A 24445-nucleotide genomic window follows, 5' to 3' on the forward strand; every position below is an offset into this window, starting at 1 on the left:
TACTTCTTTTAGAGAACAAAAGTAGCAAGTTGTTCTAAAACATTGGTAATTTCTTCTCTTGAATTATAAGAATGTAGACAAAAGCGTAGACGTTCTTGATTCGTTGGAACAGTAGGGGAAAGAATTGGCTTTACGTTATAATTTTCATTTTGCAGTTGAGTGGCAATTTTTTTTACTTTTTCATTACCTGCAATAATACAACATTGTATAGCGGCATCACTTTCTATAAAGGTAAGGTTAAGTCGTTGTGATTCACTTTTAAAAAACTTGATATTTTCTTTGAGCTTCTTTTGAAGAATTTTCCCTTCGAGACTACTTAAATAATCATATCCAATTTTTATAGTAGCAAGCGCGTGAGGAGAAAGTCCAGTAGTGTAAATAAAACTCCTTGCAAAATTTATCAAATAATTGATAAGAGATTGACTACCTAAAATAGCAGCGCCATGGCATCCAAGACCTTTTCCAAAGGTGATAATCCGAGCAAAAACTGATTTTTCGAGATGAAGCTTTTGGACTAGCCCATGTTCGAAAACTCCCAATGCGTGGGCTTCATCTACAATAAAATATGCGCTGTGTTTATTGCAAATGGTTGTCATTGTTTTTAAATCTGGAGTGTCACCATCCATAGAGAAAACAGATTCGGTAACAACATATATAGTATGCTCTACTGTTGAGGTTGTTTTAGAATAACGAATAATTAGTTTTTCTAAGTCTACTATATCGTTATGTTTAAACTTGTAAGCTTTTGCATTAGAAAGTTGAATTCCATCACGTATAGAGGCATGGATGAACTCGTCATATAAAATGATATCACCACGTTGAGGTATAGATGAAAAGAATCCTAGGTTAGCGTCATATCCAGAGTTAAAAATTAAGGAAGCTTCAGAAATATGTGCTTGGTTCAATTGTTTTTCTACAAGTGGATATAAATTGTGGTTTCCAGAAAGTAATCGTGAACCAGTAGCTCCATTTATTTTTAAATTATTGTTTGTTAGAAACAAATGTGTTTTTTCAAAAATAACTTCAGTATTAGCAAACCCTAAATAGTCATTTGACGATAAATCAATTAAATTAGTTTGTAAACTAAGGGTTCTGAGAGCATCTTGCTCCGTTCTCTTTTTAAGTTTTTGTTGAAGTTTATTTGGAAATCTCATTGTAGCAAAAATAAAAAAGACTTACGAAATAGTAAGTCTTTTTTTTGCTCCCCCTCTTGGGCTCGAACCAAGGACCCTCTGATTAACAGTCAGATGCTCTAACCAACTGAGCTAAGGAGGAATGTTCTTATAGAACAATATATGTATGTTGTGGAAATTATCGGCTCCCACGTTGCCTTTGTTGTTTTTTGCTCCCCCTCTTGGGCTCGAACCAAGGACCCTCTGATTAACAGTCAGATGCTCTAACCAACTGAGCTAAGGAGGAATTTAAATCGTTATCTGATTTAAAATGCGAGTGCAAATTTAAGGTCTTTTTTAATATCTGCAAACTTTTTTTTAAAAAAAACCTAGAAAAATCAAGTTTAGTTTGAAAATCAAAAAGTTAATATTGAAGGTTTGAATGAAAACAAAATTGAGGGAATCCGTTTTTTGACTAAAAATAGTGCAAAAAAAAGAACTATGTTTAGTAAAAGTTGTACTTTTGTCTTCATTATTTTTATATAGAAAAGTATCATAAAATATATGGACAAGTTTTCGTTCTTAAACGCAGTACATTCAGGATTTGTTGGAGATTTATATGAGCAATATCAATTAAATCCAGATGCGGTAGAACCAAGTTGGAGAGCCTTTTTTCAAGGATATGATTTAGCAAATGAAAATTATTCGCTAACAGATGAAGAAGTTGAGGTAGAAATCCCTGAAGAAGTAAGAAAAGAATTTTTAGTAATCGATTTAATTAACGGTTACAGAACACGTGGGCATTTGTTTACTAAAACAAATCCAGTTCGTGATCGAAGAAAATATACGCCAACATTAGATGTTGAAAATTTTGGATTGTCTCAGAAAGACTTAAGTACGGTTTTCAATGCTGGAGAAATTTTAGGTATTGGAGCTAAAAGCTTATCAGACATCATCGATCACCTGAAAGCTATTTATTGCGACAGTATTGGGGTCGAGTATATGTATCTTCGTAACCCTGAGGAATTAAAATGGTGGCAAAACCGTTTAAATCATAATGATAATCACCCGAAGTACGATGCTGAAGCAAAGAAGTATATTCTTACAAAATTAAATCAAGCCTCAACTTTCGAAAGTTTTTTACAAACAAAGTATGTGGGTCAAAAGAGATTCTCTGTAGAAGGAGGAGAAACATTGATTCCCGGTATTAGTGTTGCTCTAAGAGATGCTGCTGAAAAGTATGGTGTTGAAGAATGTGTATTAGGAATGGCGCACCGAGGTCGTTTAAATACCTTAGTAAACATCTTCAAAAAACCTGTAAGAGATTTATTTAGTGAGTTTGAAGGGAAAGATTTTGAAGATCAAGATATTGATGGAGATGTAAAATATCACTTAGGGTTAACGTTAAGTAAAGAATACAAAGGCGGACAAAAAATGAAGATGAATTTGGTTCCAAATCCATCTCACTTAGAAACTGTTGCGGCAGTTGCTGAAGGAATTGTTCGTGCTAAAATAGACCAAGATTACATTGGCGATAATGGTAAGATTTTACCAATTATAGTGCATGGTGATGCAGCAATCGCAGGTCAAGGTATTGCTTATGAAGTTGCTCAAATGATGACCTTAAATGGTTACAAAACTGGAGGAACAATTCATGTGGTAGTAAACAACCAAGTAGGTTTTACAACGAACTATTTAGACGCACGTTCTAGTACCTATTGTACCGATGTAGCAAAAGTAACTTTATCTCCAGTTTTACATGTGAATGCAGATGATGCAGAAGCTGTGTGTCATGCAATGGAAATGGCGGTTGAATATAGAACTAAGTTTAAGAAAGATATTTACATTGACTTATTAGGATATCGTAAATATGGACATAATGAAGGGGATGAGCCTAGTTTTACACAACCTAAATTATATAAATCTATTAAGAAGCATAAAAATGCAAAAGAAATTTATGCAAACAAATTAATAGAAGAAGGAAGTATAAATTCTGATTATGTAAAAGAAATTACAGATGAATTCAAAGCGCATTTAGAAGCAGAGTTTACAGAATCTAAGAAGAAAGAAACTTCAAAGATTCAAGACTTTATGCCGGATGTTTGGGAAGGATTTGTTCGTAAGCAATTAGAAGATATGTTACAGCCAGTAGATACTACCTATTCGGTTGATGCATTAAAAGGTATTGCAAAAGTAATTTCTACAACTCCAGAAGGACATAAGTTTGTAAGAAAAGCGGAGCGTATTTTACAAGGACGTGAAAAAATGGTTTTTGAGCAAAACTCTTTAGATTGGGGTACGGCCGAAAACTTAGCGTATGGAACCTTATTAGAAGAAGGATATAATGTACGTATATCTGGAGAAGATGTAGAAAGAGGTACCTTCTCTCACCGTCATGCAATTATGCGTGATGAAGAAACATTAGAAAGAGTAAACCTATTAAATACCAATCCGAATAATAAAGGAGAAATGACTATTTACAATTCTCATTTATCGGAATATGGAGTGTTAGGTTTTGATTATGGATATGCAATGGCAGCTCCAAATACATTAACTATTTGGGAAGCGCAGTTTGGTGATTTTGCCAACGGTGCACAAATCATGTTCGATCAATATATTTCTTCAGCAGAAGATAAATGGAAATTGCAAAACGGATTGGTAATGTTATTACCACACGGTTATGAAGGGCAAGGACCAGAGCACTCTTCAGCAAGAATAGAACGTTTCTTACAATCATCTGCTATTGACAACTGGACGGTTGCCAACTGTTCTACACCAGCAAATATGTATCATATTTTGCGTCGTCAAATGAAGCGTGATTTTAGAAAGCCGTTAGTGGTGTTTACACCTAAGAGTTTATTACGTTTGCCTAGAGCTGTAAATACCATAGAAGATTTAGCAGAAGGAGCTTTCCAAGAAGTAATTGATGATACTATTGATGCTACTAAGGTGAAGAAAATGGTCTTTTGTACAGGTAAGTTCTACTATGACATGTTAGAAGAACGTGAGCGTTTAGGAAGAGAAGATGTTGCATTGATAAGAATAGAACAATTATTCCCATTACATAATGATAAGATTAAAGAAGTAATGGATAAGTATCCAAATGTAGAACGTTATGTTTGGGCTCAAGAAGAACCTAAAAATATGGGGTCTTGGGGGTATATGTTAGAGCGATTTGAATTGGCAAGATTAGAATGTGCTTCGAGAGATTATCACTCGGCACCAGCTGCGGGATCAAGTGCTCGTTATAAGCGTCGTCATCAAAGAGTATTAGACAAAGTTTTTGATTAAATAAAGAAAGAAAGTATTTCAGAATAAAAATAAAAAACATGAGTGTTTTAGAAATGAAAGTTCCTTCTCCGGGGGAATCAATTACAGAAGTAGAAATCGCAACTTGGTTAGTTGAAGATGGTGATTATGTAGAGAAAGATCAACCTATTGCTGAAGTTGATTCTGACAAAGCAACGTTAGAATTACCTGCGGAAGAGAGCGGAATTATCACTTTAAAAGCTGAAGAAGGTGATGCAGTAGCAGTAGGAGCTGTAGTATGTCATATTGATATGAGTGCTGCAAAACCAGAAGGAGGAGCAGAAAAGAAAGAAGCTCCAAAAGCAGAGGAGAAAAAAGAAGCTCCTAAAGCTGAACCGGCAAAAGAAACTTATGCAACAGGAGCTGCGTCTCCAGCGGCTAAGAAAATTTTAGCTGAAAAAGGAATTGCTGCTTCAGAAGTTAAAGGAACTGGTAAAGATGGTCGTGTAACAAAAGAAGATGCTGTAAAGGCGGTTCCATCAATGGGAACTCCAGGAATGGGATCTCGTGGTACAGAGCGTAAAAAATTATCAATGTTACGTCGTAAGGTTGCACAACGTTTAGTTTCTGTAAAAAATGAAACTGCTATGTTAACTACCTTTAACGAGGTAAACATGCAACCAATATTCGACTTACGTAAAGAGTATAAAGAAGATTTTAAAGCAAAACACGGAGTTGGTTTAGGATTTATGTCTTTCTTTACTTTAGCTGTGGTTAGAGCGTTAAAAATGTATCCAGATGTAAACTCTATGATTGATGGAGATTACAAAGTAAGTCATGACTTCCAAGATATTTCAATTGCAGTATCAGGTCCTAAAGGATTAATGGTACCCGTAATTAGAAATGCTGAAAACTTAACGTTTAGAGGAGTAGAAAGCGAAGTAAAGCGTTTGGCATTGCGTGCTCGTGATGGTCAAATTACAGTTGATGAAATGACAGGAGGAACATTTACAATTACCAATGGTGGTGTATTTGGTTCTATGTTATCTACACCAATTATCAATCCTCCACAAAGTGGAATTTTAGGAATGCACAACATTGTAAATCGTCCAATGGCGGTAAATGGTGAGGTGGTAATTCAACCAATTATGTATGTTGCATTATCTTATGACCACAGAATTATTGATGGTCGTGAGTCTGTTGGGTTCTTAGTAGCTGTAAAAGAAGCTTTAGAAAATCCAGTAGAATTATTAATGGACAACAATCCTAAGAAAGCTTTAGAAATGTAATCGAAAATTTCGATAGATCATAAATTGAAATCCTGCACATATGTGCAGGATTTTTTTTAACTTGACTTTTTTCAATAAAATATCTTTACAAAATATGCCCCCGATACTTATAAAATGGCGTACATATTTTTTAGTTCTTATGATAATGGCCTCTTTGGGAGTTTTTTACTTCATACAGAAAGGTACCACCGTTGAAATTGTTGTTTCGAAAATTATTGTTTCTATCTTTTTTACATTGTATTTTTTTGAAACTTTGAAAAAATCGAACTACGCATTAAGTGTAAGTTTGTTGCTCTTTTTTTTATCTACCATACTTTTTACAGTAGAAAGCAAAAGTGTTATCGGAATGTTTTTGTTGTTTTTTTATAGAATGACCTTAATGAAGGTAGTACTCAATCGAAAAGTAGATTGGAAGTTGTTTTTAACCGTTTTTTTAATTGCTATTTCAATTATGTCGTTGTTGTTTGTACTAGTTTTTAAAAACACACTATTTTATTACTTATCAATCTCAACAACATTAGTTTTGATAGGGTTAATATCTTTAGCTTTTACTAATATTATAAGTCGTAGTTCACCTAAAAATGTTTTGTTTTTTATTGCTATCGCACTTTTTGTGGCATGCGATACTATTTTTGGGGTAAAGAAATTAGAAATCGCAGATAATATCAATATTGTAATTGGTACTGCTTGCTATTATATTAGTTTCTTTTTAATAGTGAAATCTAGAGAGTTGGAGCCTTTTAATGATTGAAACTAGAAGTTGCTATAATTTGTCAGTCCAGCTGCAGTAAATCCAGCACGATTGTATTTTATAATCTAATAAGATTTGATTGAGTAACAACAATAAATTTAATGCTTAGAATAAATAAGAGGATGAACGAAAGTTCATTTTTTTTGTTTTTTGTAACTTTAGTAGCATTTAATTTTTAAAGTAGTATGAATGCTATTTACCATAATTTTTTAATCAAAGCTCCTTTACATAAAGTTTTTGATGCAGTATCAAAGCCAAAACAAATAGAGAATTGGTGGGCATTGCGTTGTGCTGGAATACCAGAGTTAGGAGCTCAATATAACTTGTATTTTGGTGAACCTTATAACTGGTATGGTAAAGTAACTGTGTTTGTTGTAAATCAATCTTTCCATATTAAAATGACAAAAGCTGACGAAGATTGGATACCTACAACTTTTGGTTTTGATTTAGAGGAGAAAAAGGAAGGAACCTATCTGCGATTTTTTCATAAAGATTGGCTAGTCATAAATGATCACTTTAAACATTCTTCATTTTGTTGGGCACAGTTATTAAATGGATTAAAGAATTATGTAGAAAAGGAAGAAATAATACCTTTTGAGCATAGAAATTAAAAAGAATAAGAAATATGAAACTAGGAGCTTTTTCAATCAGTTTAGCAGTAAAAGATTTACAAAAATCTAAAGAGTTTTATGAAACGTTGGGGTTTTCTGTATTTGCTGGAGATATTGCAATGAATTACTTAATTATGAAAAATGGAAATGCACTTATTGGGTTGTTTCATGGAATGTTTGAAAACAATATTCTGACGTTTAATCCTGAGTGGGATGAAAGTGCAAATACTTTGGAAGAGTTTGACGATGTGCGCAGTATTCAAGAGCATTTAAAGAACAATCATATTCAAATAGAAAGAGAAGCGGAAGAAGGAAGTACGGGGCCTGCAAGTATCGTTTTTTTTGATCCTGATGGGAATACAATTTTAATAGATCAACATGTAAATAAAAAATAAGGAACCATGTTTGATAAATGATTCCTTATTTTGTCAAGGGCTTACTTTAGGGGTAAGGGGTTATTTTATTTGTCGTTTAATGTCCAGTCATATTCTAAGTATACTACTTCTGCACCATCATTTGCCTTTACCTTAGAATATCTGTTAATATAGTCTACTAAAGAATTTTTAGAAGTGAAATCTTCTTGATACCACTCAAAAATTTTAGATACTTCTACTTTGTCTAGAGATATCTTGTTCTTATTAGGGTCGTTGATAAATTTTTTCATCAATCCTTCTAACTTAGTATCTATATTTTTTTCGGTAAATGCGAAATTAGGAAAACAAGGACCAGATTTAGAAGCTGCGTTTAAGCCTACATGAACTCTTGGGTCATCATGCCATCTTCTTAAAATTTTATGTTCTATATAATCAAGTGTATACGTTTTGTTTCCTACTTTAGCAATAGGTAGTTTCCAAGCGTTTTTTCCTTGGCGTTTGATCACCGTAATATTTTTTAACGGATAACTATCTAATATTAATTTTATAGTGTATGCATTATAAGCATTCATCCAAAAAGCTTTTGCTTTTTTAGAAGACCATCTTTTTCCTGGAATAGTACTTTCTAGATGTTTTAAATAAATATCTAAAAGCGCATGATTTTTTCTTAATCCTTTGTAATCTATGTTTCCTTTAGTGTCAACATAGGTTTTTAGTAAGGCGTCAAACACATCTGTTTGAGCTTGCGTTTGTTGAATGCTTAAACATAAAAATAAGCAAACGAGGGTAATTGTTTTTCGCATAGTTTTTGAATTTTGGTAGATTTTAACTAATCACGAAAGTTTAGACGAAGAACGCTTTTAATCTTTACAAGAATTATTAAATTTTTGAAAAAATTAAGAAAAAAAAGCACTATTTCTAAGAAAAATAGTGCTTTGTAGTAATTATTTTAACAAGTTTTTTATAAATCAAAACCGATGTTAACACCTAATTTGTTTGCAATTAACTTGGTAATTCTCTTTTTTACTTCTGGTATCTTTACACTTTCTAAAACAGTGTTAGCAAAAGCATACATTAATAATGCGCGTGCTTCTTTTTTAGGGATACCTCTTTGTTGCATATAAAATAAAGCTTGTTCATCTAATTGCCCAATAGTACAACCGTGTGAACATTTTACATCATCTGCAAAGATTTCTAATTGAGGCTTAGCATTAATTGTAGCTTTGTCGCTAATTAATATATTATTGTTTTGTTGGTAAGCGTTTGTTTTTTGCGCCTCTTTCTCAACAATTACTTTCCCGTTAAAAACTCCTGTAGAACGATCACTGTAAATACCTTTATAATCTTGGTGACTTTCACAATTAGGTTCTATGTGATGTACTAATGTGAAATGATCTACATGCTGTTTTCCTTCAGTAATAGTAACTCCTTTTAAGATAGAATCAATATGTTCTCCTTTTTGATAGAAGTTTAAATTGTTACGGGTAATATTTCCTCCAAATGAAAATGTATGTACAGAACAAACACTTTCTTTTTGTTGCTCAATATAAGTGTTGTCAACTAAAGATGCATTGATATTGTCATTTTGAATCTTATAGTAATCAACAGTAGCATGTGTATCTGTATAAATCTCAGTTACTGAATTTGTTAATACAGGATTGTCTGTTAAACTTTGGTGACGTTCTATAATTTGTACGTGTGCATTTCTTTCTGCAACCACTAAGTTACGAGGTTGTAACATCGTTGCGCTTTCATTTCCGGTAGTGAAGTTGATAATTTGAATTGGTTTTTCAACTTCTACATTTCTTGGAATATGAATAAAAGCACCTTCTGTAGCAAAAGCAGTATTTAACGCAGTTAAGTTGTCTTGCTTTGCAATTTTATTGAAATAATTTTCAATAACTGGCTTGTACTTTGATTTTGTAAGTGCGGCAGAAAGTAAACAAACGTCTAATCCATCATGCGTAGTTTCCGATAAAAAAGAACTGTACTTCCCATCGATAAAGATAATCTTATAACTATCAATATCATGTATAAAATACTTCTTTACATCTGCTAACTCAATGGCATTATCGTGGTCAGGAAATAAGCTATAATCTTCTTTTAAAATTGAATTTAAAGAAGTGTATTTCCAGGTTTCCAATTTTTTGGTAGGAAACCCTAGTTTTTCAAATTCTTGTAGCGCATTGGTGCGGATTTCATGAATATCAGAATTGATATTTAATCCATTTTCAAAAGCTACATATGATGATAATATTTTTTCTTTTAACTCCATTCTTTCAATGTTTAGTTGCAAACAACTAATTATGAGTTTACTTCATCCTTAATCCAATCGTATCCTTTCTCTTCTAACTCTAATGCTAAAGAAGCATCACCAGTTTTTACAATTTTACCATCGTGTAAAACGTGAACATAGTCGGGAACGATATAATCTAATAAACGTTGGTAGTGCGTAATAACGACTACAGCATTGTCTTTTGATTTTAATTTATTTACACCATTAGCAACAATACGTAAAGCATCAATATCTAAACCAGAATCTGTTTCATCTAAGATAGCTAATTTAGGTTCTAACATTGCCATTTGGAAAATCTCATTACGTTTCTTTTCTCCTCCAGAAAACCCTTCGTTTAAAGAACGAGATAAGAACTTACGATCGATCTCTAATAGTTCAGATTTTTCACGAATCTTTTTTAACATGTCTTTTGCAGGCATTTCTTCTAAACCTTGAGCCTTACGAGATTCGTTGATGGCTGTTTTAATAAAATTGGTTACAGTAACACCAGGGATTTCAACTGGATATTGGAATGATAAAAATACTCCTGCATGTGCTCTTTCTTCTGGAGCTAATTCACTAATATCTTCACCTTCTAATTCGATATTTCCAGAAGTAACTTCGTAATTTTCATTTCCTGCAATTACAGATGATAAAGTACTTTTTCCAGCACCATTTGGTCCCATAATAGCATGTACCTCTCCAGCTTTAACTTCTAAATTGATTCCTTTTAGAATGTCTTTGTCTTCTACCTGTGCGTGTAAGTTTTCTATTTTTAACATTGTTCTTATGTTATTGGCTTTAGCTAGGCTAAAAGCATTTTTTTATTGGTTATGTTTCTTATTGGTTGTTTAACCAACAGAACCTTCTAAACTAATTTCTAATAATTTTTGAGCTTCTACAGCAAACTCCATTGGTAATTTATTTAATACCTCTTTGCTAAATCCGTTTACAATTAACGCAATGGCTTTTTCAGTATCAATACCTCTTTGATTACAGTAGAATAATTGGTCTTCTCCAATTTTACTTGTAGTAGCTTCGTGCTCTATTTGAGCCGATTTATTTTTAGCTTCAATGTATGGGAAAGTATGTGCGCCACATTCATTACCCATTAATAAACTATCACATTGAGAGAAGTTACGCGCATTTTCGGCTCTAGAACCTATTTGTACTAAACCTCTATAGCTATTTTGCGATTTTCCTGCAGAAATTCCCTTAGAAATAATGGTAGATTTAGTATTCTTTCCTAAGTGAATCATTTTTGTACCTGTATCAGCTTGTTGGAAATTGTTAGTTACTGCAATGGAATAGAATTCTCCAACCGAATTATTTCCTTTTAATACACAACTCGGGTATTTCCATGTTACAGCTGATCCTGTTTCTACCTGTGTCCAAGAAATTTTAGCATTTGTTTCGCATAAACCTCTTTTGGTAACAAAATTGAAAACTCCTCCTTTTCCAGATGCATCTCCAGGGAACCAATTTTGTACGGTAGAATATTTTATCTCGGCATCATCCATTGCAATTAATTCTACTACTGCTGCGTGTAATTGATTTTCATCACGTTGAGGAGCAGTACATCCTTCTAAGTAAGATACATAACTGCTTTCATCTGCAACTACTAAGGTACGCTCAAATTGACCTGTTCCTCCTTCGTTAATACGGAAGTACGTAGATAATTCCATAGGACAACGAACACCTTTTGGAATATAGCAGAAAGATCCATCTGAAAATACTGCTGAATTTAAGGCTGCATAAAAATTATCAGTTGGTGGAACTACAGAACCTATATATTTCTTAACTAATTCAGGGTGTTCTTGAATTGCTTCAGAAATAGGCATGAATATAATACCCTTTTCGGCTAAAGTTTCTTTAAATGTGGTTGCAACAGAAACAGAATCCATTACAATATCCACAGCAACATTAGCTAAACGTTTTTGTTCTTCTAAAGAAATACCTAACTTTTCAAAAGTTGCCAACATTTCTGGATCAACTTCGTCTAAAGAGTTTAGTTTTGGTTTTTGTTTAGGAGCAGAATAGTAAGAAATAGCTTGAAAATCTGGCTTCTCATATTTTACATTAGCCCATTCTGGTTCTTCCATTTGTTGCCAAATTCTAAATGCTTCTAAACGCCATTCAGTCATCCATTCGGGCTCATTTTTCTTTTTAGAAATTGCGCGAACGATATCTTCATTTAAACCCGCTGGAAATTTATCTGCTTCAATATCTGTATAAAAACCATATTCGTATTCTTTGGTTTTTAATTCTTCTCTTAAATCGTCTTCAGTATATTTACTCATCAGTTTTCGGTCTTCCGTTATCTATTTTACTAAAAAATTAAAACTTATAGTGAGAAACTTTCTCCACAACCACAGGTTCTATTGGCGTTAGGATTGTTAAAAACAAATCCTTTCCCGTTTAAACCTCCAGAGTATTCTAGTGTAGTACCTACAAGGTATAGGAAGCTTTTTTTGTCAACAACGATTTTCACACCGTTATCTTCAAACATTTTATCGTTTTCTTGTTGTTGTTTGTCAAAGTTTAAGTCGTATGATAATCCTGAACATCCACCACTTTTAACACCAACACGAACATAATCGGTAGTGGCGTTAAATCCATCATCAGTCATTAACTCAATAACTTTCTTTTTAGCTGTATCTGAAACTTTTATCATATTTAAATAGATTAACTCTAAATAGATGGCAAATATACAACATAAGGAGCATTAAATCATAGTAAGTTAGGTTATGATTTTGTTATTGACTTATAAATAATATTTATAGAAGTAATTACTCTTGAAATTCTTTGTTGTTAACAAAGTCGTTATCCGAGAGTGTTAAAAGGAAAGATTTTAAATCTGCTTTGTCTTTATCTGTTAATTTTACGCCTCCGTCGTTCACTTTTTTCATTAAAGGATCTACGGTTGGAGATGGTTTCAAGCCTTCAGAATAATGATTGATAACTTCCTCCAAAGTAGCAAATCTTCCATCGTGCATGTATGGAGCTGTAAAAATTAAGTTGCGAAGAGAAGGTGTTCTAAATTTTCCATTATCATTAGGGTCACCGGTTACTTTTCCTAAACCTAAATCAGAAAAGGTTGTGTCCAATCCGTTGTTGTGAAATTTGTTATCTGTCCAAAGTGGGTTGTTGTTACTTCCGTGACAATGAAAACAATCACCTCTTGTTTCATCCATAAAAACATCAAACCCGTTTTTTTCTTCTGGAGTTAGTGTTGCATTACCAAGTAAAAATTGATCAAATTTTGAATTTCCAGAAATTAATGTTCTTTCAAACTGAGCAATAGCTTTGGTAACTAAACTTGAGTCTATTTTAGCAGTGCCAAAGGCTTGCTCAAATAATGTAGGGTATTCTGGGTCTTGTTGTAATTTTTGAGCCACTACTTGCCATTTACTGTGCATTTCAATAGGGTTTCTAACAGGCTCGAAAGCTTGTCTCTCCAAGCTTAATTCTTTTCCGTCCCAAGCAAAGCGTTCATCAAAATTCCACGCCAAATTAAAGAGAGGCATGGAGTTTCTCGAACCAAAATTACCGTCAACTCCTTCACTAAAACGAGTGTTATCTGTAAAAGCTCTTTTTGGGTCGTGACAACTCGCACAAGATTGGCTATTGTCTTTAGATAGTTTCTTATCAAAAAACAATTTTTTTCCGAGTGCAATACCCTCTTCTGTCAAGGGATTGTTGGAAGGTATTACTGGAGTAATTATTTTTTGTTGAAATAATTGAGGAATATTGAGAGTTGCTGGCTTAGGGGTATACACAGGCTCTTCTTCTTTTGATGAACAACTCAGCAAAAGAAGAAAAACGATTAAGTGTATACATTTTCTAAACATTGATATTTGTTATTGTGTTATGGTTCCTAAGCTAAATACTCCACTTTTACCATTAGCATGCATTTGTTTTTGAGCATCAAAATTTGGCATTAGCATGGTGTTTAATACGTTTAAATCCCAGTCGTTAGGGTTTTTAAACCATTCAGCTATGTTCATTTTAACTTCAATAGTGGCGTTGTTTGAAATGTTTATAGAGCCTAAATCTACCGTGAAAAAAGTGTCTTCTGTTTCTTTGGTAGCAGTATTGTAGGCTTTAATAGCATGGTAGTTGAAATTAGCTTGATTAAAGCTAGCATCTTTGTACTTACCATCCATTTGCATAAAATGATAACCACCTCCTAACATTGCTGGAACATCCCATAATGTTGTGTTGAGATCAGCATATTCACCATCTTTATTGTCCTCATTATTAAATCCAAAAACAAAACTTAATTGATATGATCCTTCAGATACCTTTTTAGGTAACTTAAACGTAAGGCTTTCATCTTCACTAACATCTACGAGTTTATAACCATCAAAAAGAGTAACATTTCCTTTTCCATCCATTAAAGCTACTCTAGAAATTAAGTAACGTAACCTGTCAATACTTAATTTAGTTCCCAGTTTGTTTGTATACTCTGTTTTGCTTAGATCTGTTTTTGTAAAGCTTGTACCATCCCAATTTTGAGTAAACTTTAAGCTTACAGTTATTTCTTTGATTAATTCATCATTATCTGAGCTACATGAGAGTAGTACACATAAACTAAATAATAGTGTTAGGTATTTCTTCATTCTGTTTTATATTGTAATTATTTTAATTTTATTATTAGGGCATCAGAAAAGCCTTTGTTGGTGCTAATATCAGCATTATTGCTGCTGCTTTCTCCAACAGCAATTATATTTCCATTTGAAAGTTCGGTAGCATCATAACAAAAATCGATATTACTTCCACCAATTGTTTTTTGCCATAGTAAATTTCCTTGCTTGTCTATTTTTAAAACCCAGGCATCGTTTTGTCCTTTGTTGATAATATCGTTATTACTACTTCTAGTACTACCCGATATAAGAAAATTACCATCGCTTGTTTTTTTGATAGATCGTCCAACATCAAAACTGCTTCCGCCTATAGATTTTTCCCAAAGTAATTCACCAGATGAACTGATTTTAAGAATCCATAAGTCTGCTCCTCCATTGTTAGAAGAAACGTTTTTATCAGTACTTCTTGCATCACCAATAACAATAAAATTTCCATCATCTGTTTTCGCTATGGCTCTTGCTTCATCTAGGGCAGATCCTCCATAGGATTTTTCCCAAAGAAGAGTTCCTGTTTTATTTATTTTAACGACCCAAAAGTCATATTCGCCTTTGTTATCATTGATATCTACATCAGTACTATCTGAAGAACCAACAAGAATATATCCATCGTTGGTTTCAATCACATCGTAGCAGGTGTCTGTATTGGCTCCTCCAAAATATCTTCTCCATTCAATACTTCCACTTGAATTTAATTTAATTCCCCAGTAATCTCCTCCTGCATGTCTTGCAACTGATATAGCTCTTGAATTTCCTTGTCCGCCCGAAGCAGTAACATCCAAGATAGCTCCTATGAAATAACCGCCATCGCTAGTTTGTATGAGAGAATATCCTTGGTCTGATCCAGAAAAACCGGTATTTGTTTTCCATTGAACGTCACCAGAAGCATTTAATTTTAAAATCCAAACATCTTCAAAACCTTCGTTTGCCGTTAAGTCTATATCGCTACTTTTACTGTAACCTACTATAGCAAACCCCGAATCATTAGTGTTGATGATTTTATATGCTTTTTCGTCTTGAGTACCTCCTAAAGTTTTTTGCCATTCAAGTTTATCTGACTGGTCAAATTTTAATAGCCAAAAATCATATTGAACAGTTGTTTTAGTGGTTGTAATATCTCCATCAATACTTTGCGTAAAACCTAAAACAAGATATCCTCCATCATTTGTAGCTACAACACTTTGAGCACTTTCATTTCGAGAACCTCCAAGGGTTTTGACAAGATCAACAGTGTGTTTTTTAACTGAAGAACCTGGTGTGTTATCTGAACTACAGCTATATAATACACTGAAAACAAGCAAGTATTTTAAGAATGGTTTAAACATTTATCTTATTGTTTTTTTAAGATGAATAAACCTCTATTTGAATCGCTTACTACAATTTTTCCACTTTTAAAATAAGGGTAAACATTCCAAACACCATTAAAGCTAGCATTGTTGTTTTCTGGATAAGTGTCAAAATATCCAACCTCTGAAATACTTTTACTTCCAATACTTGTAATATCAATAAATCGCACTCCCGCTGCATAGTTGGCTAAATAAAAAGTATTGTTTTTAACATATCCATTATGGTCAATAGCGTCAGTAGGACCATTATAAATGAAGTGTTGTGTTGGAGCATCTAAGTCGGTAAAGTCAAAAACGATTGTTCTTGTTTTACCTCCAAAATTTTGTTCATCCAACTCATCTCCTAAAATAAAATATTTTTGATCTTCTGTAAACCAACCTTGATGTACATATCCCACATTTGAATAAGCAATTTTGGCTAAATTCTTAGGGTTAGATTTATCGGTAATGTCTACAATAACAACCTCGTTTTCATTACTTCCAATTAATATTTCCTTACCCGTATAATCTGTGTCTGGTCCGTTGTAAGTTACCACTTGAGCATCATGGCTATAGTTGTCAGTACCCCATCCTCCTTCACTTTTTGGATTTTTAGGGTCTTGTATGTTGATAAACAGTGGTCCTCCTTTGTATGTGCCACTTTTACTAGTTCCAACAGGATAGGCATATCCTGATTGCTCATTGATTACAATATTATGGGCACTTCCAAACTCGTCAAAATGTTTGTCTGCAGTAAATGTTGCTGGAGGATTACTTACATTTCTTAATCTTGTCAAATCGAATACTTGCATACCATGTCCAGATGCTTCACTTACAATAAAAGCATGGTCACTGTAAACCTTAATGTCTCTCCAAGTACTTCCAATATTATTTACACTAGGAAGTTTTCCTAAATATACTGGGTTTTCAGTGTCGCTAATATCAATAAAAGCGGTTCCATCTCTTAACCCTACGATAGCATACTCTTTATCATTAGTTGGATCGGTCCATCCCCAAGAATCATTAACAAAGGTGGTGTTTAAGTCAGATAAGTTAAGATGCATTAATAAGTCATAATTGTTACATGGATATATTCCAGCTATACCAGATTCACATTTTACAAAGTTTTTTGTTACTGGAGGAGGGGCTGTTGTGTCACAAACATCTCCCATTCCGTCATTGTCGGTGTCTTTTTGGTCAGGATTTGCAGTTAACGGACAATTGTCATTTATATCTTTAACACCATCATTATCATCATCATCATCACAGATATCTCCGATACCATCTTTATCGTTGTCAGCCTGATCAGGATTTGCAGTATCTGGGCAATTGTCTTGAACATTTACAATGCCATCTTTATCTCTATCGGTATCTGCATTCTCTGTTGGAGAACAAGAGAAAATTAAACAGATAATGAAAACGTAATTTAAGGTTTTAAGGTAATTCATATGGTTAGAATTTGGGGTGTACTAAATTAGTGAATTAAGTATTTGTATAACAGTAAAAAACTAATAAACCCTACTTTTATTGTCGTATGGCGTAGTAGTGATTATCTTTGCAGCATGTTAGAAGATAAAAATCAAGAAAGAACATCGTTAGCTGAACTTGGGGAGTTTGGTTTAATTAATCATTTAACCAAACATTTTAAGTTACATCATTCAACAACAACTAAAGGAATTGGAGACGATGCAGCTGTTATTAGTACAGAAGGAGATGAATTATTAGTAACAACCGATTTATTAGTAGAAGGAATACATTTTGATTTAAGTTACATGCCTCTAAAACATTTAGGATATAAGGCTGTAATGGTAAATTTATCAGATGTATATGCTATGAATGGTCAAGCGAAACAAATAACAGTTTCAATTGCTGTTTCAAATCGTTTTCCTCTAGAAGCATTGGAAGCATTGTATGCAGGAATTCAATTAGCTTGTGATACTTATAAAGTTGATTTGATTGGTGGAGATACTACTTCTTCAACAAAAGGGATGTTGATTTCGGTAACCGCTTTAGGAACTGCTAAAAAGGAAGAAATAGTTTATAGAGATGGAGCAAAACCAACCGATTTAATTGTAGTTACTGGAGATTTAGGAGGAGCTTATTTAGGGTTACAGGTTTTAGAAAGAGAAAAACAAGTTTTTCAAGTAAATCCACAAAGCCAACCAGATTTAGATAAATACACGTATATCATAGAAAGGCAATTAAAGCCAGAAGCGAGAAAAGATATTCCTGAGCTTTTAAAAGAATTAGAGGTAAAGCCAACATCGATGATTGATATCTCCGACGGATTGTCTTCTGAAATTATGCATATCTGTACACAGAGTAAAGTAGGTTGTAAATTATATGAGGAGAAACTTCCATTAGATCCACAGGTAATTTCAACTTGTGAAGAGTTTGATTTAGACTCAACCATGATTGCTTTGAGTGGAGGCGAGGATTATGAATTGTTGTTTACGGTTTCTTTATCTGATTATGATAAAATAAAAGGAAATCCAAATTTAACAGTAATTGGTCATATTGCTGAAGAAAATGAAGGAATGAACCTAGTTACTAGAGCGAATCAAGAATTGGCATTAAAAGCGCAAGGTTGGAATTCTTTTAAAGGAGGAGAAGAATAGTAGTTATATAAATATTATATTAGTAAAAGGCACCTGAATATAAGAGGTGTTTTTTTTTGTTTTATGTGTAATTGGTTGATTTTTAATGAATAGGTGTCTTGCTTTAATTGAAAGAAAAAGTGGTATAAATATTGTATATTAGTCAAACGAAAAATTAATATTAATCTACAAAAAATTAAAAAAGAATGGGAATTTTTTCATTTATCAAAAACGCCGGAGCTAAAGTTTTCGGAATTGGAAAAACAACTGAAGAAGAAGCAGCTGATAAGTCAGCAAAATTAAGAGATGCAATTTCTACTTTAGAATTGGAAGTAAATGATCTTGGAATTGTTGTAAACGATGATAAAGTAACACTGTCTGGAGAAGCTGCAGATTTAGCAACTAAAGAAAAAGTAGTTTTAGTTGTTGGGAATACAGAAGGTATTGCAGAGGTTGAAGATAATATGACTGTTGCAGAAGTTGAAGAAATTGAAGAAGCAGCAATGGCACAGTTTCATACTGTAGAAAGAGGTGATTCTTTAAGTAAAATAGCAAAAGCGTTTTATGGAGACGCTATGAAATATCCAGTAATTTTTGAAGCGAATAAGCCTATGTTAACACATCCAGATAAAATCTATCCTGGACAGGTTTTAAGAATACCACCATTAGTGGACTAATCAAAAGTTAATCAACCAAAAAAAAGCACTGTAAAAAACAGTGCTTTTTTTATGCTTGTTTTTTATTTATACTGAAATTTGCAGTTTTATAAAATTATGAACGCAAGAGTTTTAGCATTGGTGGCAGTTTCTATTGCTACCGTTATATATGGAATAACCTTTACGGTAGCCAAAGAGGTAATGCCTCTATATATTAAGCCATTTGGATTTATATTACTAAGAGTAGGAGGGGCTGCTTTTGTTTTTTGGTTATTAGGAATACTTATTAGAGCTCCAAAAATCGACAAGAAAGATTATAAGTTTATTGCAGTAGCAGCTTTTTTTGGAGTAGGGTTGAATATGTTAACCTTTTTCAAGGGGTTGAGTTACACAACACCAATTAGTGCTGCTGTAATGATGGTAACCACACCGATTTTGGTATTGGTTTTTTCTTCTATTTATCTAAGAGAAAAATTACATTCGAAGAAAGTATTAGGAGTAGTTATAGGGCTCATTGGGGCAGTCGTTTTAATTGTTTACGGAAATACTGCAGAAGCTCAAGGAAGCAATGTAATGTTGGGAAATTTTTTGGTTTTTATTAATGCAGCATCCTATGCCGTTTATCTCGTTATTACTAAAAAACTAATTGCCAAATATCATCCTATTCAGTTTGTGAAATGGTTGTACTTGTTTGGGTTGTGTTTTGTAGTACCATTTGGGTATTCTGAACTGTCTGAAGTGCATTGGGTTAGTATGCCTATTAGTATTTATTTAAAAGCAGGTTTTGTGGTAGTTTTTACTACATGTGTTACATATTTGTTTAATCTATTTGCACTTTCTAAATTAAAACCAACAACGGTAAGTGTTTTTATTTATTTACAACCTGTAGTAGCTACTATATATGCTTTATTTGTAGGAAGTGATCAATTGAATTTAGTGAAAATTATAGCTACCATTTTTATTTTTTTAGGAGTGTTTTTAGTAACCACACAAAAGTCTTCTACCTCCAATAAATAATGTATCTTTGCAAATTATAAAATTGAAGAGATGATACAATCCATGACGGGTTATGGTAAATCTGTATTACAGTTACCAACAAAAAAAGTTACCATAGAAATCAAATCGCTAAATAGTAAGAATTTAGATTTAAATGTTCGAATTCCTTCTTATTACAAGGAAAAAGAACTCGAAGTTCGAAAAAAAATAGCGAAAGGTTTAGTGAGAGGAAAAGTAGACTTTTCAATTTATGTAGAAATGACTGCTGATGAAACTTCAACAACTATTAATAAAGGAGTTGTAAAAGAATATATGCAGCAGTTAAAGAATGTACTTTTTGTTGGGTCTCAAGATGATGTGGAGTTGTTAAAAATGGCTGTAAGAATGCCAGACGCCTTAAAGACAGAAAGAGAGGAGTTAAATGAAGATGAGTGGAATCAAATAGAAGCAAATATTTCAACAGCACTCAAAGAGATTATTCAATACAGAACTGATGAGGCTGCTTCATTAGAAATTGATTTTAAGGAGCGAATTGCTAATATAAAGACAGCATTAGAAGAGGTAAAGAAATTAGATGAAGAACGTATCGAGCATGTAAAAGCTCGTTTGGAAAAAGCCTTATCTGAAATTGAAGTAGAAGTAGATAAAAATCGCTTTGAACAAGAGCTTATTTATTATTTAGAGAAATTGGATATCAACGAAGAAAAAGTTCGTTTAGCAAATCATCTAGAATATTTTTTACAGGAGTTAGGAAGTGATACTTCTAACGGAAAAAAACTTGGGTTTATAGTTCAAGAAATTGGAAGAGAGATTAATACTACTGGTTCTAAGGCTAATTATGCACCTATCCAGAAATTGGTAATTCAGATGAAGGACGAATTAGAAAAAATTAAAGAACAAATATTAAACGTATTATAAAATGGCGAAAGATTTTCAAGGTAAATTATTTGTGTTTTCAGCACCTTCAGGTAGTGGTAAGACAACAATTGTACGTCATTTATTAGCACAAGAAAGATTTGGTTTAGAATTTTCAATTTCTGCAACTTCGAGAGAACCAAGAAGTAATGAAGTTGATGGTGTAGATTATTATTTTATTTCTGCTAAAGATTTTAAGCAAAAGATAAAAACAGATGAGTTTTTAGAGTGGGAAGAAGTTTATATGAATAACTTCTACGGAACATTAAAAACTGAGGTTGAACGTATTTGGGCACAAGGAAAGCATGTTATTTTTGATATAGATGTTAGAGGAGGTTTACGAATTAAAGAAAAGTTTCCAGAAGAAACTTTAGCGGTTTTTGTAAAACCACCAGATATTAATGAGTTATTGAGAAGATTAAAGAGCAGAGGAGAAGAAAGCGAGGAAAAAATAGCAGCAAGAATTGCAAAAGCACCAATAGAGTTAGCAACGGCTCCAATGTTTGATAAGGTTATTAAAAACTATGATTTGGAAGTTGCTTTAAAAGAAGCAGAAGCATTGGTAGATGATTTCTTAGGTTTAACAACAGCTTCAAAAGAAGAAGAGTAAATGAAAAAGATAGGGTTGTATTTTGGTACTTTTAATCCAATACATGTAGGGCACTTAATTATAGCTAATCACATGGTAGAAAACTCAGATTTAGATGAAATCTGGATGGTAGTTACTCCGCATAACCCTTTTAAAAAGAAAAGTTCTTTGTTAGATAATCACCATCGTTTAGAAATGGTGTATTTAGCAACAGAGAATTATGATAAAATTAAGCCTTCAGATATTGAGTTTAAGTTACCGCAACCTAATTATACTATAAATACCCTAACTCATATCTCAGAGAAATTTCCAGATTATAATTTCAGTTTAATTATGGGAGAAGATAATCTTAAGGGTCTTCATAAATGGAAAAATTATGAGGCAATTTTAGAAGATTATCAAGTATATGTATATCCTCGAATTTCTGAAGGGATTATCGAAACTCAATTTGATAATCATTTAAAAATAACAAGAGTCAATGCTCCTATAATTGAAATTTCTTCAACAATTATTCGAAATGGAATAAAAGAAGAAAAGAATATTCAACCCCTTATAGATTCTAGGGTTTGGAAATATATCGACGAAATGAATTTCTACAAAAAGTAAAAAAAAATTATGTAAGGATTAAACTTTTTAAAAATCGTAAGGTCATAAGAATGATTAACTTTTAAAAATTATTTATTATGAATTTACGAAATATTTCTAGAGTTTTTAGCGCATTATTTTTAACCACATTTTTATTTTTAGGGAGCTGTAGCTCAGATGACGGACTTAACCTTGATAATGAGTTAGAGTTAAGAACAGAAGAAGTAGAAGAAATTGTTCTTGCAGATGACATTTCTACAGAAGTAGAAGAGGTTTTAGAGGATGATGCTTTAGATGTTGATTTGTCTTCTAAAGGATCAACATCGAGTAGTGTTGCTCCTTGTGTAACAAGAACAGTTGAAACTACAGCAACTAGTAAAATTGTAACGTTAGATTTCGGTGATGGGTGCGAAACTAAAAGAGGAAAGGTTTTAAAAGGAAAGATTATTATAACGTATGTAAAAACTGATACAGGACATTCTAAATCTGTAAGTTTTGAGGCGTTCTCTGTAAATGATAATACTGTTGAAGGAGGTTTTTCTGCTGAAAAAATTAAAGAGAATACTAACGGAAACCCACAATCAACTATTACTGTAGATGTTAAGATTACAATGACTAGTGGAGTTGAAATTTCTAGAAAAGGTGAGAAGGTTAGAGAGATGATTGAAGGAGCAGATACTAGAGAAAGAGGTGATGATGTGTTTTCTATTTCAGGTAATTGGGAATCTGTAAATAGAGATGGAGTTGTAAAAACTGCGGAAATAACTACAAACTTAATTAGAAAGTTTGCGTGTAAGTTTATAGTTAGTGGAGTAGTTGAGTTATCTAAAAACGATAGAATATATACATTAGACTTTGGAGATGGAGAATGTGATAATAAAGCTACTTTAACCGATTCTGAAGGAAATACAAAGGAAATAACATTGCGTCGATAGAGAGATAGTTTTAGTTCAATTAGATGTTTAATAAGGTCGGTTTTCCGACCTTATTTTTTTGAAAAAAAGTATTTTTACTTGATAATCAAAAACTTTTCTGATTTTTGAGGGTCAAATAGATGTTAGCTAAATAAAAATGAAGACGCATTTTGATTAACGAACAAGAATTTATTCGCGAATTAACAAATAAAAGAAAGCAAGATAAAGCCTTCACTAAATTGTTGGATTTATATCAAGAACGTTTATATTGGCATATTCGTAAGATTGTAGGTACGCATGAAAATGCAAATGATGTATTGCAAAATACATTTATTAGGGTGTATCGAAGTTTAGGTAATTTTAAGCAGCAAAGTTCATTACATACATGGATGTATCGAATAGCGTATAATGAATCTATTAGGTTTTTAGAATCTCAGAAAAAAAGAGCGTATCCTTCAATGAATGAGGTAAACGATCAGTACATTGAAGATTTAAAAGCAGATGTGTTTTTTGATGGGGATCAGGCACAGTTGTTGTTACAAAGAGTATTGCAAGAATTACCAGAAAGACAACGAATTGTATTTCAGATGAAATACTTTGATGATTTAAAATTTAAAGAAGTAGCAAGCATCACAAATATTCACGAATCAACGGTGAAAACTAGCTATTATGCTGCTGTAAAGTATATAGAAAATCATATTACATCAGTTGATTTTCGACAAAAAATAAATGAATTATTAGTGAATAACGAATAATGAAAATGAGAGAAAGACATAAAGAAGATTTGGGTTTGGATGTTCCTTTAGGGTATTTTTCAAAATCTAAAGCAGACATTCTAGAAGCTACAGTTAATAAAAAATCAAAGGTAGTTAGTCTTAATAAGAAGCTTTATTATTGGTCGGCAGCTGCTGCGGTTGTAGCGCTCGTTTTTACCTTGTCGGTTTTTAACCCATTTAAAGAAGAAGTTAACAATGATATTTATAATGATGTTTTAATAGCAACATTATCTGTAAACGAAAATGAAATTGATGGAGTGGTAGATGAGTTTATTGATGACAATCTACTTACAGAAAATATATTTTTGGAATAAATTATAGTAAAAAACAATGTCTAAATAGTTAGATAGATGAAATCAAAAACTACATATTTAATAATAGCCTTTTTGTGTTGTTTAAATCTGTTTGCTCAAGAAGAATATCAAAATTTGAATTTGACTTCCCAACAAAAAGAACTTTTAAAACAACAAAAGGAACTCATTAAACAAAACAGAGATGCTTTTAAAGCGACGCTAACAGATGCTCAGAGAGAAATTTTAAAGAATACCGCGTTAACAAAGGAGCAGAGGAGAGCAGCTTTCAATAAAACATTGACACAAGCACAACGACAAATTTTACTTAAGAATAGGAATAATTTAAAGAGAGCCAAGGTAAAATTTCGCGCAACACTATCAAGAAAGCAAAAACAACTCATAAAAAATAGAGTAAAAAGAAACAAAGGAAATAATAGAAATAATCTCAGGAAATCTATTCGAACACGTAGGTTGAATAGATAATGAAGTTGTATA

The 24445-nt window shown here is 32.7% G+C and carries 25 protein-coding genes and 2 tRNA genes; 15 read left to right on the top strand and 12 right to left on the bottom strand.

What is annotated here, in order from left to right:
* Positions 1-8 precede the first annotated feature (8 nt).
* The 3 genes from ABNT22_RS02405 to ABNT22_RS02415 all read right to left on the bottom strand — a co-directional run bounded on the left by ABNT22_RS02405 (position 9) and on the right by ABNT22_RS02415 (position 1419).
* Positions 9-1154 (bottom strand): pyridoxal phosphate-dependent aminotransferase family protein, encoded by a 1146-nt coding sequence (locus tag ABNT22_RS02405; RefSeq protein WP_348716117.1) that lies wholly within the window; start codon positions 1152-1154, stop codon positions 9-11.
* Between the two features lie 47 nt (positions 1155-1201).
* Positions 1202-1275 (bottom strand) — tRNA-Asn (locus ABNT22_RS02410).
* 70 nt (positions 1276-1345) lie between these two features.
* A tRNA-Asn gene (locus ABNT22_RS02415) sits at positions 1346-1419 on the bottom strand.
* A 257-nt stretch (positions 1420-1676) separates the two neighbouring features.
* Between ABNT22_RS02415 and ABNT22_RS02420 the strand changes: the two genes are divergently transcribed.
* From ABNT22_RS02420 to ABNT22_RS02440, 5 genes are all read left to right on the top strand, one after another.
* Complete coding sequence (locus tag ABNT22_RS02420; protein WP_348716119.1) at positions 1677-4403, top strand: 2-oxoglutarate dehydrogenase E1 component; 2727 nt, start codon at positions 1677-1679, stop codon at positions 4401-4403.
* 38 nt (positions 4404-4441) lie between these two features.
* A complete protein-coding gene (odhB, locus tag ABNT22_RS02425; protein WP_348716121.1) occupies positions 4442-5650 on the top strand; it encodes a 2-oxoglutarate dehydrogenase complex dihydrolipoyllysine-residue succinyltransferase in 1209 nt (402 codons plus the stop codon).
* A gap of 379 nt (positions 5651-6029) precedes the next feature.
* Positions 6030-6401, top strand: a complete 372-nt coding sequence (locus tag ABNT22_RS02430) for a hypothetical protein (protein WP_348716124.1) — start codon at positions 6030-6032, stop codon at positions 6399-6401.
* Positions 6402-6586: 185 nt separating this feature from the next.
* Positions 6587-7012, top strand: coding sequence for an SRPBCC domain-containing protein (locus ABNT22_RS02435; protein WP_348716126.1), 426 nt, complete (start codon positions 6587-6589; stop codon positions 7010-7012).
* Positions 7013-7026: 14 nt separating this feature from the next.
* Positions 7027-7407, top strand: coding sequence for a VOC family protein (locus ABNT22_RS02440; RefSeq protein WP_348716129.1), 381 nt, complete (start codon positions 7027-7029; stop codon positions 7405-7407).
* Positions 7408-7472: 65 nt separating this feature from the next.
* Here ABNT22_RS02440 and ABNT22_RS02445 read toward each other — a convergent pair whose 3' ends face one another.
* The 9 genes from ABNT22_RS02445 to ABNT22_RS02485 all read right to left on the bottom strand — a co-directional run bounded on the left by ABNT22_RS02445 (position 7473) and on the right by ABNT22_RS02485 (position 17077).
* The gene (locus ABNT22_RS02445; protein WP_348716131.1) at positions 7473-8189 is read right to left on the bottom strand and encodes a DUF547 domain-containing protein; all 717 of its coding nucleotides are present in this window, start codon (positions 8187-8189) and stop codon (positions 7473-7475) included.
* Positions 8190-8347: 158 nt separating this feature from the next.
* Positions 8348-9661 carry a Fe-S cluster assembly protein SufD gene (gene sufD / locus ABNT22_RS02450; protein WP_348716134.1) on the bottom strand — a complete coding sequence of 438 codons (1314 nt, stop codon included), beginning with the start codon at positions 9659-9661 and terminating at the stop codon, positions 8348-8350.
* Positions 9662-9690: 29 nt separating this feature from the next.
* Entirely contained in the window at positions 9691-10443 is a 753-nt protein-coding gene (gene sufC / locus ABNT22_RS02455) for a Fe-S cluster assembly ATPase SufC (RefSeq protein WP_348716136.1), read from the bottom strand.
* Between the two features lie 69 nt (positions 10444-10512).
* Complete coding sequence (gene sufB, locus ABNT22_RS02460; RefSeq protein ID WP_348716138.1) at positions 10513-11961, bottom strand: Fe-S cluster assembly protein SufB; 1449 nt, start codon at positions 11959-11961, stop codon at positions 10513-10515.
* Between the two features lie 44 nt (positions 11962-12005).
* Positions 12006-12335, bottom strand: a complete 330-nt coding sequence (locus ABNT22_RS02465; protein ID WP_348716140.1) for an iron-sulfur cluster assembly accessory protein — start codon at positions 12333-12335, stop codon at positions 12006-12008.
* A 115-nt stretch (positions 12336-12450) separates the two neighbouring features.
* Positions 12451-13512 (bottom strand): cytochrome-c peroxidase, encoded by a 1062-nt coding sequence (locus ABNT22_RS02470; protein ID WP_348716141.1) that lies wholly within the window; start codon positions 13510-13512, stop codon positions 12451-12453.
* 9 nt (positions 13513-13521) lie between these two features.
* Positions 13522-14283 (bottom strand): MbnP family protein, encoded by a 762-nt coding sequence (locus ABNT22_RS02475; RefSeq protein WP_348716143.1) that lies wholly within the window; start codon positions 14281-14283, stop codon positions 13522-13524.
* Positions 14284-14300: 17 nt separating this feature from the next.
* Complete coding sequence (locus tag ABNT22_RS02480) at positions 14301-15629, bottom strand: hypothetical protein (protein ID WP_348716145.1); 1329 nt, start codon at positions 15627-15629, stop codon at positions 14301-14303.
* Between the two features lie 5 nt (positions 15630-15634).
* On the bottom strand, positions 15635-17077 hold the full coding sequence (locus ABNT22_RS02485; RefSeq protein WP_348716147.1) for a choice-of-anchor B family protein: 1443 nt from the start codon (positions 17075-17077) through the stop codon (positions 15635-15637).
* A gap of 114 nt (positions 17078-17191) precedes the next feature.
* Between ABNT22_RS02485 and thiL the strand changes: the two genes are divergently transcribed.
* The 10 genes from thiL (at position 17192) to ABNT22_RS02535 (ending at position 24433) form a co-directional block, all read left to right on the top strand.
* Positions 17192-18247 (top strand): thiamine-phosphate kinase, encoded by a 1056-nt coding sequence (gene thiL, locus ABNT22_RS02490; protein ID WP_348716150.1) that lies wholly within the window; start codon positions 17192-17194, stop codon positions 18245-18247.
* A gap of 185 nt (positions 18248-18432) precedes the next feature.
* The gene (gene lysM, locus ABNT22_RS02495) at positions 18433-18903 is read left to right on the top strand and encodes a peptidoglycan-binding protein LysM (protein ID WP_348716153.1); all 471 of its coding nucleotides are present in this window, start codon (positions 18433-18435) and stop codon (positions 18901-18903) included.
* Between the two features lie 96 nt (positions 18904-18999).
* Positions 19000-19899, top strand: a complete 900-nt coding sequence (locus ABNT22_RS02500) for a DMT family transporter (RefSeq protein ID WP_348716155.1) — start codon at positions 19000-19002, stop codon at positions 19897-19899.
* 30 nt (positions 19900-19929) lie between these two features.
* Positions 19930-20796: a YicC/YloC family endoribonuclease gene (locus tag ABNT22_RS02505; protein WP_348716156.1), complete on the top strand. Its 867-nt coding sequence runs from the start codon at positions 19930-19932 to the stop codon at positions 20794-20796.
* 1 nt (position 20797) lies between these two features.
* A complete protein-coding gene (gene gmk / locus ABNT22_RS02510; protein ID WP_348716157.1) occupies positions 20798-21403 on the top strand; it encodes a guanylate kinase in 606 nt (201 codons plus the stop codon).
* Positions 21404-21988: a nicotinate (nicotinamide) nucleotide adenylyltransferase gene (nadD, locus tag ABNT22_RS02515; RefSeq protein ID WP_348716159.1), complete on the top strand. Its 585-nt coding sequence runs from the start codon at positions 21404-21406 to the stop codon at positions 21986-21988.
* Positions 21989-22065: 77 nt separating this feature from the next.
* A complete protein-coding gene (locus ABNT22_RS02520; protein WP_348716161.1) occupies positions 22066-22902 on the top strand; it encodes a hypothetical protein in 837 nt (278 codons plus the stop codon).
* A 149-nt stretch (positions 22903-23051) separates the two neighbouring features.
* Positions 23052-23636 (top strand): RNA polymerase sigma factor, encoded by a 585-nt coding sequence (locus ABNT22_RS02525; protein WP_348716163.1) that lies wholly within the window; start codon positions 23052-23054, stop codon positions 23634-23636.
* A gap of 5 nt (positions 23637-23641) precedes the next feature.
* Entirely contained in the window at positions 23642-23971 is a 330-nt protein-coding gene (locus tag ABNT22_RS02530) for a hypothetical protein (protein WP_348716164.1), read from the top strand.
* Between the two features lie 36 nt (positions 23972-24007).
* Entirely contained in the window at positions 24008-24433 is a 426-nt protein-coding gene (locus tag ABNT22_RS02535) for a hypothetical protein (protein WP_348716166.1), read from the top strand.
* Positions 24434-24445: the final 12 nt, after the last annotated feature.

The organism is Tenacibaculum sp. 190130A14a (assembly GCF_964048965.1).
Lineage (GTDB): Bacteria > Bacteroidota > Bacteroidia > Flavobacteriales > Flavobacteriaceae > Polaribacter > Polaribacter polynesiense.